Annotated in this window: 14 protein-coding genes; 5 read left to right on the forward strand and 9 right to left on the reverse strand. The window is 69.7% G+C overall.

Translation table 11 applies throughout. The features are described from left to right. Positions 1-137 precede the first annotated feature (137 nt). The 3 genes from EUA94_RS16475 to EUA94_RS16485 all read right to left on the reverse strand — a co-directional run bounded on the left by EUA94_RS16475 (position 138) and on the right by EUA94_RS16485 (position 2099). Positions 138-944, reverse strand: coding sequence for a PKD domain-containing protein (locus EUA94_RS16475; RefSeq protein WP_129427989.1), 807 nt, complete (start codon positions 942-944; stop codon positions 138-140). Further along, positions 941-1462, reverse strand: coding sequence for a hypothetical protein (locus EUA94_RS16480; protein ID WP_129427990.1), 522 nt, complete (start codon positions 1460-1462; stop codon positions 941-943). Before EUA94_RS16480 ends, EUA94_RS16475 begins: the two co-directional genes overlap by 4 nt. 283 nt (positions 1463-1745) lie before the next feature. After that, positions 1746-2099, reverse strand: coding sequence for a LysM peptidoglycan-binding domain-containing protein (locus EUA94_RS16485; protein WP_129427991.1), 354 nt, complete (start codon positions 2097-2099; stop codon positions 1746-1748). A gap of 319 nt (positions 2100-2418) precedes the next feature. On the opposite strand from EUA94_RS16485, the gene lexA reads away from it, so the two are divergent. The 5 genes from lexA (at position 2419) to EUA94_RS16510 (ending at position 8201) form a co-directional block, all read left to right on the forward strand. After that, positions 2419-3141 (forward strand): transcriptional repressor LexA, encoded by a 723-nt coding sequence (lexA, locus tag EUA94_RS16490; RefSeq protein WP_129427992.1) that lies wholly within the window; start codon positions 2419-2421, stop codon positions 3139-3141. A 55-nt stretch (positions 3142-3196) separates the two neighbouring features. After that, positions 3197-4408 carry an NAD(P)/FAD-dependent oxidoreductase gene (locus EUA94_RS16495; RefSeq protein ID WP_129427993.1) on the forward strand — a complete coding sequence of 404 codons (1212 nt, stop codon included), beginning with the start codon at positions 3197-3199 and terminating at the stop codon, positions 4406-4408. A 67-nt stretch (positions 4409-4475) separates the two neighbouring features. Next, a complete protein-coding gene (locus EUA94_RS16500; RefSeq protein WP_165356939.1) occupies positions 4476-6149 on the forward strand; it encodes an alkaline phosphatase D family protein in 1674 nt (557 codons plus the stop codon). Further along, entirely contained in the window at positions 6149-7459 is a 1311-nt protein-coding gene (locus EUA94_RS16505; protein ID WP_129427994.1) for an alkaline phosphatase family protein, read from the forward strand. Before EUA94_RS16500 ends, EUA94_RS16505 begins: the two co-directional genes overlap by 1 nt. 25 nt (positions 7460-7484) lie before the next feature. Further along, positions 7485-8201 (forward strand): sulfotransferase family 2 domain-containing protein, encoded by a 717-nt coding sequence (locus EUA94_RS16510; RefSeq protein ID WP_129427995.1) that lies wholly within the window; start codon positions 7485-7487, stop codon positions 8199-8201. Here the strand turns inward: EUA94_RS16510 and EUA94_RS16515 are convergent. The 6 genes from EUA94_RS16515 to hflX form a co-directional block, all read right to left on the reverse strand. Continuing rightward, the gene (locus EUA94_RS16515) at positions 8198-10198 is read right to left on the reverse strand and encodes an ATP-dependent DNA helicase (protein ID WP_242494930.1); all 2001 of its coding nucleotides are present in this window, start codon (positions 10196-10198) and stop codon (positions 8198-8200) included. The two genes, EUA94_RS16510 and EUA94_RS16515, sit on opposite strands and share 4 nt — an antisense overlap. Before the next feature lie 146 nt (positions 10199-10344). Next, the gene (locus EUA94_RS22970) at positions 10345-10476 is read right to left on the reverse strand and encodes a hypothetical protein (protein ID WP_277986121.1); all 132 of its coding nucleotides are present in this window, start codon (positions 10474-10476) and stop codon (positions 10345-10347) included. Positions 10477-10616: 140 nt separating this feature from the next. Continuing rightward, positions 10617-12902, reverse strand: coding sequence for a protein translocase subunit SecD (secD, locus tag EUA94_RS16520; RefSeq protein WP_129427996.1), 2286 nt, complete (start codon positions 12900-12902; stop codon positions 10617-10619). A 276-nt stretch (positions 12903-13178) separates the two neighbouring features. After that, the gene (locus EUA94_RS16525; protein ID WP_129427997.1) at positions 13179-13595 is read right to left on the reverse strand and encodes a hypothetical protein; all 417 of its coding nucleotides are present in this window, start codon (positions 13593-13595) and stop codon (positions 13179-13181) included. Positions 13596-13639: 44 nt separating this feature from the next. After that, on the reverse strand, positions 13640-14128 hold the full coding sequence (locus tag EUA94_RS16530; protein WP_129427998.1) for a hypothetical protein: 489 nt from the start codon (positions 14126-14128) through the stop codon (positions 13640-13642). 257 nt (positions 14129-14385) lie between these two features. Then, positions 14386-15921, reverse strand: coding sequence for a GTPase HflX (hflX, locus tag EUA94_RS16535; RefSeq protein WP_242494931.1), 1536 nt, complete (start codon positions 15919-15921; stop codon positions 14386-14388). Positions 15922-15927: the final 6 nt, after the last annotated feature.

Below are 15927 nucleotides of genomic sequence, written 5' to 3' on the forward strand. Positions count from 1 at the left end.
ATCGCTGAGCACCGCCATCCGCGTCATGGGCCCAGCATCAAGCCCGAACCACGCTCAACATTGGAGACACGCCCTAGCTGCCCGAACTCGTAGTGCGGTGTCTGCGGTTCGGCATCCGAACCACAGACACCGCACTGTCAGCGGAGGACCAGCTGCGGGAGCGCCTCGACGATCGCCAGGTCTGACTCGGCGCCGTTGATCCAGATCGTCGACGGGATCTGCTCCGGTGCGCCCCCGCCGACCGTGAAGCTCGCGTCGCCGTACTGCGTGTCCACGCTGACGGTGACCTGGTCGGTCCGCTCGTAGACGTGGGACACGTCGAGGTCGGGGTAGGGCGCGCCCGGGCTCGTCGTGGTCACCGTGGTGCCGTCACCGAAGTGCCACCTGTACGCGATGGGGCGGGCGCTGATCACGACATCCGACCGCACCAGCGTCACCGCGATATTCGTGAGGTCGGTGTTGGTCGTGTAGAAGTTCGTGTCCAGGTTGACCAGGGTCCTGCCTCCCGGCGGCTGCACTACGAGCTCGGAGGCGGGCCAGTCGAGGATCTCGAACGCCTTGAGGACGAGCACACGGATAGGCGGCGGGTCGCCGATCTTAGCCTCCTCGTCCGCCGTGAGGCAGGCCGTGCCGACGACCTCCCCGTCGCGGTAGAGCGTGTAGCGCGTGCCGGGGACGCCGGCTGCCGTCGTGCACTCCTGAGGATTGAAGCAGACGCCTTCGGGTGTGCGGCTGTCGTCCTTGCAGAGCTGGCGGACGGTCCAGGTGGAGGTGGGGTACAGGGCCTTCATCTCTTCGACTTGGGCAGCCGACCTATCCACGCACTCCTCGACCACCTCGCCCACCTCGGCTTGAACACCGCACTGAGCCAGGGCAGGTGGGCCAACGATGATCGTCAGGCTTGCGACCAGCGCCACGCAGGTGGCCTTGGCGAGCCGCCTCATCGCGGCACCTCAGCCTTCCGCGTGACCACCCACGATGCGCCTTGGCTCTCAAGAACCAGAAGGTGCGCTCCGGGGCCACCGTCGAATGTCTTCAGCGGCCCCGACTTCGACTCCTTGTAACGGGTCGGGCTCGAGCGAACCTTCACAACGAACTCGTTGCCGCTGTCACCACGGGGTTTCACGCTCTGGATCCGCCACCCGTCCCAATTAATGAACCCGCCAGCGGCATACCAACCCTCGACCAGGTCTGCCAGATCCGTGCATGCCTTGCAGCCGCTCGACAGCCCCCTGTAATCCGCCGTCTTGCCTGTGTTCTCCATCTCGGCCTCGATCGCGGCCCACCGTCGGATGAACTCCTCCGCACTCTCCGCCTCCGGAGTCTCCGAATCGGTCGGCGAAGGCGACGACGAACTCGTCGTCGGGTCGGGGATCTTCGGCGTGGGCTCGGGGTCGCCGGTGCACCCCGCGAGGAGGAGCGGGCCAACGACGGCGAGCGCGAGGGCGCGGCGTACGTGCATGAAACTGCCTTCCCGAGACAACGTCTGCACCGCTGAAACTACCCACACGAGCTACCTGAGAAACAGTCCCTCGGCAAAGCCTGTGGAGAACTCGCGCCATGGCTGAGGGGTCTCGATACGCCCGCTCGTTCCTCGCGGGCTACTCGACCACCGACCAAAGCGTTCTCCCCGACTACGCGCTCATGGGGAGAAAATGCGCCGAAGGGCGGGCCCGATGGGCCCGCCCTTCGCCTTCCCCTGGTCCATCAGCCGGGGTCGAATCGGCTGATGGAGGCCTTCGCGTCTAGTCGGTGAGGACCGGGACGCGGAGCTTCTGGCCGGCCGCGAGGCCGGTGGACTCGAGGGCGTTGAGCCGCTCGATCTCGTTCATGACACCGCGGACGTCGCCGTCGGTGGCGATGTCGCTGGCGATCCCCCAGAGGGTGTCGCCGGGGGCGACCTGGACGATCTCGGTGGGGGCCGGCTGCCCCGCCTCGCCGGTGCCGACCGCGCCGCCCGCCAGCACGAAGGCTGCGGTCAGCGCCACGAGCAGCGAGAGCATGAACACGGTCAGCCGGCCGCGACGGGTCAGACGCACCGTCGTACGGGCCGGACGTGCGAGGGGGGCAAAGGCAGGTGCAAGGCTGAGGGTGCTCATGGTGGCCTCCTGGGGAAGTGTCAGCCGGATCGGTTCCGTTGATCTATGTCTAGAGCGAGCCACCGACAGTGGGTCTGGACCCAGCGTCGGTCTCGATCAGACGTTCGATCGAACAGGTGTACGACGTTAGAGCACGTGTTCGAACGATGCAAGCCCTTGTTCGAACAAAGGTTCGGCGTGTCGTACGAGCGAGATCGCGACACGCTGCTTCGAACACGTGTTTGATCCGAGGCCCGCACGAGGGCTACGGTGAGGCATCACGCCGTCCCACGCACCACTCCACCCACACGGGCGGCACCCGCGTCGAGAGGTTTCCACCATGGCCACGTCGGACGACAGTAAAGTCATTGCGATGCCGGACGGTCCCCCGGACGCGACCGGCCTGACGCCGCGCCAGCAGCGCGTGCTCGCGACGATCAAGGACTCCATCGAGACCAAGGGCTACCCGCCCAGCATGCGGGAGATCGGCCAGGCCGTCGGCCTGACGTCGTCCTCCAGCGTCGCCCACCAGCTGCGCGTGCTCGAGGGCAAGGGCTTCCTCAAGCGCGACCCGAACCGGCCCCGCGCCCTCGAGGTCTTCCTGCCCGAGGTGATGGCGGCCCGTCGTTCGATGTCCAGCAGCGAGGAGTCGAGCGTCGACGAGACCGGCATCGGTGACTTCTCCCCGATCGCGGTCAACATCCCGGTCGTCGGCCGCATCGCCGCCGGCGGCCCGATCCTCGCCGAGGAGCAGGTCACCGACGTGTTCCCGCTGCCCAAGCAGCTCGTCGGCGACGGCACCCTCTTCCTGCTCGAGGTCTCCGGCGACTCGATGGTCGACGCGGCCATCTGCAACGGCGACTACGTCGTCATCCGCCAGGAGCAGACCGCCGAGAACGGTCAGATCGTCGCCGCGCTGATCGACGGTGAGGCGACCGTCAAGACGTTCCAGCGCAAGGACGGCCACGTCTGGCTGCTGCCGCACAACACGTCGTACGACCCGATCCCCGGCGACAACGCCACGATCCTCGGCGTCGTCACCGCGGTGCTCCGCAGCCTCTGACCCCTCGGGGTGACCATTCGTTGAAAGGTCACCACCCCAGGGACACGATGGCTGCATGACCCACGAGAAGTACGACTACGTCATCGTCGGCGGAGGTGTCGCGGCCGCCAGTGCGGTCGGCGGCATCCGGTCCGGCGACACCAGCGGCACGATCGCGGTGTTCGGCTCCGAGCCCGACAAGCCGGTCTACCGGCCGGCGCTCTCCAAGGACCTCTGGCTCAAGGACGACGCGACGCTGGAGGGCAACTCGCTCGCCGGCGACCTCGACGACGACGACGCGGTCGACCTGGTCACCGACACGACCGTGACGGCGATCGACCCCGACGCGCACGTCGTACGCCTCGCAGACGGCACCAGCGTCGGCTACGGCAAGCTGCTGCTCGCGACCGGCGCCGAGCCGCGCACGCTGTCGATCGACCCGGGCCCGCGGGTCGTCTACTACCGCACCGCCGCCGACTACGGACGACTGCGCGCGATCGCCGCGAAGGGCAGCCACGTGGCGGTCGTCGGCGGTGGCTACATCGGCTCGGAGATCGCCTCCGCGCTTGTGCAGAACGGCGTCCAGGTGACGCTCGTCCTCGACCTCGAGGACGTGCAGAAGCAGATGTTCCCGCGGGCGCTGGCCGCCAGCCTCACCAAGGCGTTCGCCGACCGCGGCGTCACCGTCGTGCACGGGTCCGTCGCCGGTGGCGAGGAAGCCGACGGCGGTGTCCGGATCCGCCTCGAGGACGGCACCGACATCGCCGCCGACGCGGCCGTGATCGGCGTCGGCGTCCTCCCCCGCACCGGGCTGGCCGAGGCCGCCGGCCTCGAGGTCGACAACGGCATCGTGGTGGACGAGCACCTGCGCACCAGCGCGCCGGACGTGTACGCCGCGGGCGACGTCGCGTCGTACCCCGACGCCCTCCTCGGGCGCCGCCGCGTCGAGCACGTCGACCACGCCGAGAAGTCCGGCGAGCTCGCCGGCAAGGTGATGGCCGGCGCCGAGGAGACCTACGACTACACGCCCTTCTTCTGGTCCGACATCCTCGACGCGGGCTACGAGGCGATCGGCGAGACGAGCAGCAGCCTCGACATGGTCGAGGACTGGAAGGACGGCCAGGTCGGCACCGGCGTCGTCTACTACCTCAAGGCCGGCGAGGTGCGCGGCGTGCTGCTCTGGAACGTCTGGGACAGCGTCGACAAGGCGCGCGAGCTCATCAAGGAGACGCAGGCCAGCCCGCTGTCGGACGTCGAGTCGCTGCGGGGTCGGATCCCGTTCGAGTAGGCATGAACGTCGGGTGAACTCCGGGACTCGGGCGTGATCTGAGGGCGGCTGCGTCGTTGAGCACCACGTGACCCCTTCATCAAGCCTCTCCCGCCGAGCGGTCCTGGCCGGCGGTGCGGGCGCCGTCGCGGTGGCATCCGCCGCCGCGAGGGCCGCCGCCGCGCCCGCCCACGAGCCCTTCCAGCACGGCGTCGCCTCGGGCGACCCGCTCCCCCGCGCGGTGGTGCTGTGGACCCGCGTCACACCGACGGTCGGCGCCACGCCCGGCTCCGGGCGCGGCCCGCGCGTGACGGTCACCTGGGAGGTGGCCACCGACCGCCGGTTCCGCGACGTCGTACGCCGGGGGCGGGTGCGCACCGGCCCGGCGCGCGACCACACGGTCAAGGTGGACGCGACGCGCCTGCGCGCGGACACGGCGTACTTCTACCGTTTCACCGTGCGAGGCGAGACCAGCCCGGTCGGCCGCACGCGGACCGCACCGGCGCGGTCGTCGAGCCCCGACCGGCTGCGGTTCGGCGTGGTCTCGTGCGCCAACCTGCAGGCGGGCTGGTTCAGCGCGTACCGTCACCTCGCCGCCCGCGACGACCTCCAGGCGGTCATCCACCTGGGCGACTACCTCTACGAGTACGGCCCGGGCGAGTACGGCTACGGCCGCGCCAACACCGATGTACGGCCCCACGCGCCGGCCCACGAGATCGTGAGCCTGGCCGACTACCGCCAGCGGCACGCGCAGTACAAGACCGACCCCGACCTGCGGGCGCTGCACGCCCGACACCCGTTCATCGTGACGTGGGACGACCACGAGGTGACCAACGACCAGTGGCGGGACGGCGCGGAGAACCACCAGCCCGAGGAGGGCGACTACGCGGCACGCAAGGCGGCGGCCCACCGGGCGTACGACGAGTGGATGCCGGTGCGGATGTCCGGCACCGCCGCGACCGGCGACGGCACCCAGCTCTTCCGGACGCTCCGCTTCGGCGGGCTCGCCGAGCTCAGCATGCTCGACCTGCGCAGCCATCGCGACCAGCAGGCCGCGACGCCCGCGCCGAGTCCGGTGCCGAGTCCGGCCGGCGGCAGGGACGGCACGATCACCGGGCGCGCGCAGCTCGACTGGCTCAAGCAGCGGCTGCGTCGCGGCGGACCGCAGTGGAAGCTCGTCGGCAACCCGGTGATGATCGCCCCGGTGACCTTCGCGCAGGTGCCGCACGACCTCGTCGACCCGGTCAACGACGTCGCCGGGCTGCTCCCCCGCGACGGCGCGCCGTACAACGTCGACCAGTGGGACGGCTACACGACCGACCGACGCGAGCTCTTCACGCACATCCGCGACCAGGGCGTGCGCGACGTGGTCTTCCTGACCGGCGACATCCACTCCGGCTGGGCCTGCGACCTCCCGTACGACGCCGCGACGTACCCGCTCGGCGACTCGGCCGGCGTCGAGCTGGTCTGCACGTCGGTGACGTCCAACAACCTCAAGGACATCACCGGCACACCCGCGCGCACCTCCTCGCTCGCGGTCGAGGCGGTCATCCAGACCAACAACAGGCACATCAAGTACCTCAACTTCGACGACCACGGCTACTCCGTCCTCGACGTGACGCCGGAGCGGGTGCAGATGGACTGGTACGTCATCGGCGACCGCGCCGACCGCAACGCCGGATCATCCTGGAGCACCTCGTGGGCGACCCGGTCGGGGACCAACAAGGTCGAGGCCGTCAGCCAGCCGGTCGGGGGTGCCTGATGGTTGAGTCGCCCAGGGACTCACGGGCCTGTGGCGCCTTCGAACGCGGCCGCCACGAGATCCGCACGGGCCGCCGTACGCTCCTCGCCGCGGGTGCGGCGGGCGTCGCGATCTCCAGCCTGCCCGGCGCGGCCCTCGCGGCGACCGCGCCGACACGGAAGCGCGCGTACGTCCTGGTGCTGGACGGGTGCCGGCCCGACGAGATCACACCGACGCTGATGCCCCGCACGAGCGCGCTCCGCGACGGCGGGCTGAACCATCCGCGGGCGACGTCGCTGCCGGTCATGGAGACCATCCCCAACCACGTGATGATGATGAGCGGCGTGCGGCCCGACCGCAGCGGCGTGCCGGCCAACTCGATCCTCGACCGGACGACCGGCGAGGTGCGCGACATGGATCGCGAGTCGGACATCCAGGTCCGGACCATCATCGAGCGGCTCAACCGCAACGGGCTGACCACCGGCACGGTGCTCAGCAAGGAGTACCTCTACGGCGTCTTCGGCGGGCGGGCCACCCACCGCTGGGAGCCGGCGCCGATCGTGCCGGTCTCCGGGCACGCGCCCGACGTCTTCACGATGGAGGCGGCGCTCGCGATGGTGCAGGAGCACGACCCGCACCTGGTCTTCGTCAACCTCGGCGACATCGACCGGCTCGGGCACTCCGACCTCACCGGGCCGCTCGGGCTCAAGGCCGCCCGACAGGCCGCGCTCGCGTCCACCGACGTCCAGGTCGGCCGCTTCGTCGACCTGCTCAAGTCGTCCGGGCGCTGGGAGGACTCGATGCTCGTCGTGCTCGCCGACCACTCGATGGACTGGTCGCTGCCGCACCAGCTGATCCACCTGTCGCCGGTGCTCGCGCTCGACCCGCTCCTGGGCGGGAACGTGACGATCGCCGACAACGGGGGCGCCGACCTCCTCTACTGGACCGGCGACCCCACCCGCCTCGACGCCGCCGTGGCGCGGATGATCGCGCTGTCCTCGGCCGTGCCGGGAGTCCTGTCCGCCCACGATCCGCGGGTCACGCCGTCCCTGCGCACCGGTCCGCTCGGCGGCGACGTGATCGTCTACGCCCAGGCGGGCTGGCGGTTCAGTGACCCCGACCAGTACTCCAACCCGATCCCGGGCAACCACGGCCACCCCGCGACGTCGCCGATCCCCTTCTTCCTCGCCGGCGGCCACCGGCGGGTCCTGGGGCGTACGACGTCGTCGAGGCGCGCCGCGACCGTCGACGTGGCGCCGACCGTCGCCGACTTCTTCGGGGTCGGGGCGCCGCGGGGCGGGTACGACGGCCGGTCGCGGCTGACGCGTTGATCGGCGAGGCGGTAGCCTCGCGGCGATGTCCAGCCCAGGTAGCAGCCCCGATCCGGAGGTGTTCCGCACCCGTCCCGGCAACCGGCGGCGCCTGACGCCGGACGGGCAGGACGTGCTGGACCGGCTGGCTGCGGCGGGTGAGCAGTCCGCCTGGCTCAGCCCGCTGGCGTACAACCTGACGATCAGCCACAGCCACCGGTTCGTCTGGTACCGCGTGGCCAAGGTCGCGACGCGCACGATCCGGCACCACTGCGAGACCCACGGCGTGAGCCTCGACGTCGACCACGCCATGCGGGTGCGCTATCCGCTGGCGGCGTTCGCGGACTACGTCACGTTCGCGTTCGTGCGTGACCCCCTCGACCGTTTCGTCTCGGCGTGGCAGGACAAGGTCGTGGACCACAACTACTACGGCTTCGACGTGCCGACGCTCGAGCGGATGCAGACGGTCGAGGAGTTCGCGCGGTGGACCGCGACCCACGACCTCGCCGCGGTGCCCGGCACCGACCAGCACCTGACGCTCCAGAGCCGGATGATCGACCTCAACCGGGTCGACTTCGTCGGCCGGCTGGAGACCTTCGACCGCGACTTCGCGGAGGTGTGCGAGCGGATCGGCGCGCCGGCCGGGCCGACCACCCCGAAGAACCAGACCGCCCCCGGCGGCCGCGACCGCGCCGTCTCGGACGAGCTGCGCGAGCTGGTGGCGACGATGTACCGCCGCGACTACCAGGTCTTCGGCTACTAGCTCGCCGTCTCGCCCAGCCGCTTCAGCGCCTGGCGTACGAGCGCAGGGTCGGTCGTCGACCACATCGGCGGGAGCGACGCCTTGAGGAAGCGGCCGTAGCGGGCGGTCTCGAGGCGCGGGTCGAGCACGGCGACGATGCCGCGGTCGGTGGTTGTACGGATCAGGCGACCGGCCCCCTGGGCGAGGAGGAGCGCGGCGTGGGTCGCGGACACCTCCATGAAGCCGTTGCCGCCGGACGCGTCGGCGGCCTTGGCGCGGGCCGACATCAGCGGGTCGTCGGGGCGGGGGAACGGGATCCGGTCGATGATCACGAGCTGGCAGGTGTTGCCGGGGACGTCGAGGCCCTGCCAGAGCGAGAGCGTGCCGAAGAGGCAGGTGTGCGGGTCCTCGACGAACTGCTTGGCGAGCTCGGGCAGCTGCGCGTCGCCCTGGGCGAGAGTGGTGAGGTGCGGGAGCTTGGCGCGTACGGCCTCCGCGGCGGTCTCGGCCGCGCGGCGCGAGGAGAACAGGCCGAGCGTACGGCCGTCGAGGGCGTCGACGAGGTCGCAGATCTCGTCGAGCTGCGCCTGGCCGAGGCCGTCGCGGCCGGGCTGGGGCAGATGGCGGGCGACGTAGAGGATCGACTGCTGGCCGTAGTCGAACGGCGAGCCGACGTCGAGGCCCTTCCACGGCAGCGCGGTCTCGTCGTCGGCGGGCGCCACGATCGAGCCCTCGCGCTCGGTGGGCTTGAGGCCGAGCGAGGTGGCGACGGCGCTGAAGTCGCCGCCGAGCATCAGGGTCGCACTGGTGAAGATCACCGTCTTGTCGGTGAGGAGCTTGTCGCGCATCGGGCCCCACACCTGCAGCGGGGCGACGTGGAGCCGCGCGGGGAACCGGTCGCGCGCCTCGCCGAGCCACAGCACGTCGGCCTGCGAGCCGGCGGCCATCCGCTCGGCGTTGACGAAGACCTCCTGAATCATGCCCTTGGCCTGCGTACGCCCGGCGTCGCCCTCCCCCTCGCCGCCGGACTCGCGGGGGAACGCCGAGAGGCAGGCGCGCGCGGCGTCGCGAACGAGCACGAGGGCGTCGGCGAGCTGGGTCGAGACGTTGTCGATGCGGCCGGCCGTCGTCGCCTCGATGGCCTCGGCGAGCTGTCCGGCGGCGTCCTCGAGGTCGCCCGCCGGGTCGCCGGCCGAGGACTCGGTCCAGCGGATCGCGCGTCGGGCCGCGCGCTCGATGTCGTTGGCCCCCAGCTCGTCGGTGGCGGCCTGGGTGACGCGGGCGGTGAGCTCGTGGGCCTCGTCGATCACGACGGTGTCGTAGTCGGGGATCATCGGCACGTCCTCGATCGCGTCGATCGCGAGGAGGGAGTGGTTGGTGACGATCAGGTGGCTGCGCTGGGCCTTCTCGCGCGCCAGCTCGGCGAAGCACTCGGCGCCGAAGGGGCACTTCGAGGCGCCGAGGCACTCGCGGTGGTTCACCGCGACCTGGCGCCACTCGCGGTCGGTGTGGCGCGGCGCGTTGTCGCGCTCGCCGGTGCCGCCGGCCTCGGTCTCCTCCTCCGCCCACGCCCGCAGCTCGAGGACCTTCTCGGCCATCGACCCCGTCGGCACGTCGACGAGGGTGCCCTGGTCGTCGGGGACGCCGGCGCGGATGCGGTGGAGACAGGCGTAGTTGGAACGGCCCTTGAGCACGGCGTACGACGTGTCGAGGCCCTTGACGCCCTTGACCGCCTCCACGAGGCGCGGGAGGTCGCGCTCGACGAGCTGGTGCTGCAGCGCGAGGGTCGCGGTGGCGACCACGACGCGCTTGTCGTGGAGCATCGCGGGGACGAGGTAGCCCAGCGACTTGCCGGTGCCGGTGCCGGCCTGGACGAGCAGGTGGCGCCCCTCCGACATCGCCTCGGCGACCTCGTCAGCCATCTGGACCTGGCCGTCGCGCTGCTGCCCGCCGAGCGCCTCGACCGCCGTGGCCAGCACCTCGCGTACGGGGCTGGTGACGGTGTCGGTCTCGGGCACCCGAGCACCTTACGGGGCAGCGCCGACACCTCGTCGTACGCCGTCCACAACCCGCCGGACCACCGGCGCACTCGAGCGGACCATCGTCCGCTCAACGCACGGCATGCCGTGCGTCCAGCGTCCAGGGCGTGCGCCCAGTCCGCGGGTCAGTAGTTCTTCTTGCGGCCGATCTGGCGCTCGATGCGGCGCTCTGGCTGGCCGAGCAGCTTGGCCAGGATCTTGACGCGGTAGCGGTAGGCGACGACGCCCAGCACGACGATCAGCAGGAACCAGAGCATGGTCCGAGCGTACGCCCGACCTGGTGGTCAGGTGTGCGAAGTTCGACGCTGTTGGGCCGTTGCAACGGCCCAGACGTGCAGGAGTCCCCGCCTAGGCGGGGACTCCGACAGGGGTAGACCGACAGGGGCAGACGGACGCCTCAGACGACGGCGCCGGAGTCCTCGACAGCTCGCTCGACCTTCTCGCGCTTGACCCGGCTCATCGGGAACTTCTCGTGGAAGTAGGTGAGGAGCGGGGTGGCCACGAAGACCGAGGAGAACGTGCCGACGACGAGCCCGACGAGGAGGGCGATCGCGAAGTCCTGGAGCGAGTCGCCACCCAGGACGGCGAGCGCCGCGAGGATGAACATCGCACCGAGGCCGGTGTTCACCGTGCGCGGGATGGTCTCGACGGCCGCCAGGTTGGCGACGTCCTTGAAGTCGTCCTCGGGCTTGGAGCCCCACCAGCGCTCGCGGATGCGGTCGAAGACGACGACGGTGTCGTTGACGGACAGACCGACGATGGTCATCGCGGCCGCCAGGAAGATGCCGTCGATCGGCTTGTTGAGCCAGGCGAAGAGGCCGGTCACGAGGATCACGTCGTGTGCCATCGCAAGCACAGCCGCGACACCGAAGGTCCACTTGAAGCGGATCGCGAGGTAGAGCAGCTGGGCGGCGAACGCGACGCCGAAGGCGATGAGCGCGTTGTTGCGGAGCTCGTTGCCGAGCGAGGACCCGATCCGCTGGTCGTCGACCTTGGTGACGGTCCCACCGACCTTGCCGAGCTCCTCCTCGATCCGCTGCTCATCGGCGTTGCTGATGTCGCCGGTGCGGACGGTGAAGTCGGCAGTGTCGGCGGTCTGCACGACGGCCTCGGCGAAGCCGGCGTCGGCGACGGCCGTACGGGCCTGCTCGATGGTGATGTCCTTGCTGACGGAGTAGTCGAGCTGGCGGCCACCGGTGAACTCGACGCCGAGCTGCAGGCCCTGCCAGAAGATGCCCGTCAGGGCGACGATCAGCGCCGCGGCGGAGATGCCGAGCCAGGTGGTGCGCCGCTTGACCAGCTGGGGGTTCTTCTTGTCGAGCCAGAGCCGCACCTTGCCGTGGTGGCTCAGGCCGCTGATCGCGGGACGGTCGGAGACGGGCTTGTTGGCGACGGCGAGGTCGCAGAGCACGCGCGCGATGATCAGCGCCGACACCATGGACGCCACGACACCGATGGTGAGCGTGACACCGAAGCCCTTGATCGGGCCGGAGCCGAGGAAGAACAGCAGCCCGGCCGCGAGGAGGGTGGTGACGTTGGAGTCGATGATCGCGCTCCACGCCTTGTTGAAGCCGACCTGGAGCGCCCGCCTGAGGCCCGCGGAGGGGTAGGCGACGTACTCCTCCCGCGCTCGTTCGAAGACGAGCACGTTGGCGTCGATCGCCATGCCGATCGCGAGCACGAAGCCGGCGAGGCCGGGCAGCGTCAGTGTCGAGCCGAGGCCGACGAGCATGGCGTACGCGAGCAGGGCGTATGAGGCGAGCGCGATGGTCGCGGCGAACCCGACGAGGCGGTAGACGAAGATGATGAAGAGGCCGGTGAGGATGATGCCGATGATGCCGGCCTCAAGGGAGGCGTCGATAGCCGCGGCGCCGAGCGAGGGGCCGACGAGGCGGTCGGAGATGGCCGTCAGGTCGAGGGGCAGCGAGCCGCCCTCGATGAGCGCGGCGAGCTCCTTGGCCTCGCTGGAGCTGAAGTCACCGGTGATGTCGGTCGAGCCGCCGCGGATACCGACGTCGCAGCCGACGCCCGTGTCGACCTGGGGCGAGGAGATGACCTCGCCATCGAGGACGATCGCGATGCGGCGCTTCGGATCGCCGGACGGGTTGCAGGCGGCCTTGCCGGTGATGTCGGCCCAGGTGTCGCCACCCTTGCCGTTGAAGTCGATCGCCACGACCCACGCGACGCTCTGGTCGCGCTGGACGGCGCTGGCGCCGGTGACCTCATCGCCCTGGATGACCGTCGGACCCACCTCGAGGGTCTCGCCATCCTCGGACGGCAGCACCTCGTTGCCCTGCTTGCTGGGCTTCGCGTCGACCTCGACCGTCGAGAGGATCTCGTGGATCGTCAGCTTGGCTGTCGTGCCGATGCGCTCCTCGGCGTCCTGCGCCTCCTCGTCGCTGGTGACGCCGGGCAGCTCGACGAGGATGCGGTCCTGGCCCTGGCGCACGAGCGTGGACTCGGCGACGCCGAGGGCGTCCACGCGACCGCGCAGCACCTCGAGGGTCTTGTCGACGTTCTCCGCGCTGGCCGGGGTCTGCTCGGTGCCCTCCGCCTGGAAGACGAACTGCGCGCCGCCCTTGAGGTCGAGACCGAGGTTGGGCTTGACGTTGATCGCCAACGCGAGGCACCCGACCAGGAGGCCGAGCACGAGGGCGAAGCGGATCCAGACACCACGTGACATGCGTGAGTTACTTCCTTGTCGACAACGAACGCCCGAATCCTCCACCCGGACTCGTGCAACGCACGAATCCCCCCGAAGGTTCCGGCTCACCGGGACGCAAACCTCGGCGACTGTACGCCCCTCGCGCGAAGTATCGGGCCGGCGGGCGTACGCCGCCGCACGACCTGGGGCGAGTGTGGAGCGCTGTTCGGCGGCCAGGTCGAAGATCTACCGACCTGGCCGCCGAACATCGTCATCGACGGAGTCCGCCTCTCACGAGCCAGAGGGGCGGGACCGCTACCGGGTGGTCACCGTCACCTGTGCACCACATCCGAAGATGGTGCGTGTGCTCCACTCGCCCACGCAGGCCTTGATCATCAAGTGCGTACCCGGGTTGAAGAAGGTCTCCCTCCGGACCGTAGGACTGCCCAGGCCACCGGTGTTCCAGACCTGGAAGTTGCCGACACCGGTTCCGGTGTTGACCACCAAGACCGCGGAGTGTCCGTCCGAGCACCAGTCGTAAGAGGTGGTCTCCTGCCAGCCGGAGTAGTCGGTATAAGTGCCTCCGGCGGCGTCGCCAGGACAATTGTGGCTGTGCTTGCCGACGTCTCCTCGAGTGGAGACCGTTGTTGCTGCGTGCGCGGGCGATGCAATGGCCGTGACCATGCTCATGGTTGCGACCGCCATCGCAAGCGTACGGAACTTGCTGCGCAAGTTCGTCCCTTCAATGGGTCCGGATAAAGTGTGCATCAGTCACCTCAGAACTTCCACACATAGGCGGACCCAAGGAATCCGGGCTGCACCTTGGCGCGAACTGAAGGTTCGCCGAGGAATGGTCCCCAGTGGAGCCGACCGCCGCCACTCTCCCCGCAGCCGAGCGGAGCCCAGCCGGTGTCCCACGTTCTTCCCGTCGTGTCCCTGTTCCATTGGCCCTGCACGCAGATCCTGCCGTTGGAACCTGCCTGGATCTGCCATGAATAGGTGATGTGCGATCCGAAGCCGCCACCGTAGGACGGCGGGTACCGGAACTGATGGACGCAGTACTCGGTGTAACACGCCACAGATTTCATCCAGTCCGAGCGCTTCATGTAGGGGAGGGCCACCTCCCTCTGGACCTGCACCGGCAGGTAGACCCATTCCGATTCCGAGCGAACATCGCGGTCTGCCAGTGCGGCGCTCGCCGGCGCACCGCCCCACGTCACGATTCCGATGAGCGACAATGCAATTGATAAAGTAAATCTGCGCACGTCAATACCCTCCCGAGAATGAAACCCTGTCCCCGATGGGTCCACCAGGGTGGCTGGACTCTACTGTCAGGGACAAATGTTCGCTACTGGACTTTGGGTCATTCTTGGTCGGCCAGGCGAAAACTTCTGGCGGTTCGCCCACCCGACGTTGGGCGTACGCACCTGAGTGCCGTCGTTTCGTCAGATAGCGCGTTCCGAGCGACGTGCTTGCGGGGGGAACATTCACCCGAAGCGGAGGACCAGTGCCGCCGCCCTGCTCAGCGGGCGTACGCCGTCAGCTCGCCGGCGAGGTCGGCGTTGGCCCGGCCGACGACCAGCGTGCCGTCGCCGGTGTGCTCCAGGGAGCCGATCTCGGCCTCCTGGTGGATGCGGTTGACGAGGTCGCCGCGCTCGTACGGCAGCAGCACATCGAACTCCACCTGCGGCCGCGGCAGCTCCGACTCGATGGTCCTGAGGGCGTCGGCGATGCCCTCGCCGGTCTTCGCGCTGACGACCACGCTGTGCGGTTCGCGGGCCCGCAGCCGGCTGATCACCAGCGGATCGGCGGCGTCGGCCTTGTTGATCACGATGATCTCGGGGACCTTGGTCGCGCCGATCTCGGCGAGCACCACGCGCACCGCGGCGATCTGGCCCTCGGGGTCGGGGTGCGAGCCGTCGACCACGTGGAGCAGCAGGTCGGAGTCGGCGACCTCCTCCAGCGTCGAGCGGAACGCCTCGACCAGGTCGTGGGGCAGGTGTCGGACGAAGCCCACGGTGTCGGACATCGTGTAGACGCGGCCGTCCGCGGTCGTCGTACGCCGGGTGGTGGGGTCGAGGGTCGCGAAGAGCGAGTCCTCCACGAGGACACCTGCGTCGGTCAGCCGGTTGAGCAGCGAGGACTTGCCGGCATTGGTGTAGCCGGCGATCGCGACGCTCGGGATGTGGTTGCGGCGGCGCGACTGGCGCTTGACCTCGCGGGTGCCGCGCATCTCCTTGAGCTCACGGCGCAGCTTCGCGATCTTGGTGTTGATGCGACGGCGATCGGTCTCGATCTTGGTCTCACCGGGACCGCGGCCACCGATGCCGTCACCGCCGGCAGCGCGGCCACCGGCCTGGCGGGAGAGGTTGCCACCCCAGCCGCGGAGGCGCTGCTTCATGTACTGCAGCTGGGCCAGCTCGACCTGCGCCTGGCCCTCCTTGCTCTTGGCGTGCTGGGCGAAGATGTCGAGGATCAGCGCGGTCCGGTCGACCACCTTGACCTTGATCTTGTCCTCGAGGTTGCGCAGCTGGCTGGGCGCGAGCTCACCGTCGCAGACCACCGTGTCGGCGCCGGTGGCCTGGACGATCTCGCGGATCGCCTCGACCTTGCCGCGGCCGATGTAGGTCGCCGGGTCGGGCGAGTGGCGGCGCTGGAAGATCGCCTCGAGCACCTCGGAGCCGGCGGTCTCGGCGAGCAGCGCGAGCTCGGCCATCGAGTTCTCGGCGTCGGTGACGGTGCCCTCGGTCCACACGCCGACGAGCACGACCTTCTCCAGGCGGAGCTGGCGGTACTCGACCTCGCTGATGTCCTCGAGCTCGGTGCTCAGGCTCGCGACGCGGCGCAGCGCGTGGCGCTCGGCGAGCTCCTGCGCGCCGAGCGTGAGCTCCTCGGGGTCCTCGTCGTCCCAGCCGCTGTCGTACGACGTGTCGGACTCGTCGTCCTGATCGAGCAGGGAGTCGTCGAGCTCGATCGAGTCGTCGTCCCAGCCGCGGGTGGCGTCGAGGGCGTCGCGCAGCGTGAAGTCGCTCACCGGTTGGTCAGATGCGTTCGTCATATGCCG

The organism is Nocardioides zhouii, assembly GCF_004137345.1.
Classification (GTDB): domain Bacteria; phylum Actinomycetota; class Actinomycetes; order Propionibacteriales; family Nocardioidaceae; genus Nocardioides; species Nocardioides zhouii.

Coding starts and splice junctions, on each gene's coding strand:
- EUA94_RS16495 (WP_129427993.1), top strand. CDS start 3,197: ATGACCCACGAGAAGTACGACTACGTCATCGTCGGCGGAGGTGTCGCG.
- EUA94_RS16485 (WP_129427991.1), bottom strand. CDS start 2,099: ATGAGCACCCTCAGCCTTGCACCTGCCTTTGCCCCCCTCGCACGTCCG.
- EUA94_RS16480 (WP_129427990.1), bottom strand. CDS start 1,462: ATGCACGTACGCCGCGCCCTCGCGCTCGCCGTCGTTGGCCCGCTCCTC.
- EUA94_RS22970 (WP_277986121.1), bottom strand. CDS start 10,476: ATGCTCTGGTTCCTGCTGATCGTCGTGCTGGGCGTCGTCGCCTACCGC.
- EUA94_RS16505 (WP_129427994.1), top strand. CDS start 6,149: ATGGTTGAGTCGCCCAGGGACTCACGGGCCTGTGGCGCCTTCGAACGC.
- lexA (WP_129427992.1), top strand. CDS start 2,419: ATGGCCACGTCGGACGACAGTAAAGTCATTGCGATGCCGGACGGTCCC.
- EUA94_RS16510 (WP_129427995.1), top strand. CDS start 7,485: ATGTCCAGCCCAGGTAGCAGCCCCGATCCGGAGGTGTTCCGCACCCGT.
- hflX (WP_242494931.1), bottom strand. CDS start 15,921: ATGACGAACGCATCTGACCAACCGGTGAGCGACTTCACGCTGCGCGAC.
- EUA94_RS16475 (WP_129427989.1), bottom strand. CDS start 944: ATGAGGCGGCTCGCCAAGGCCACCTGCGTGGCGCTGGTCGCAAGCCTG.
- secD (WP_129427996.1), bottom strand. CDS start 12,902: ATGTCACGTGGTGTCTGGATCCGCTTCGCCCTCGTGCTCGGCCTCCTG.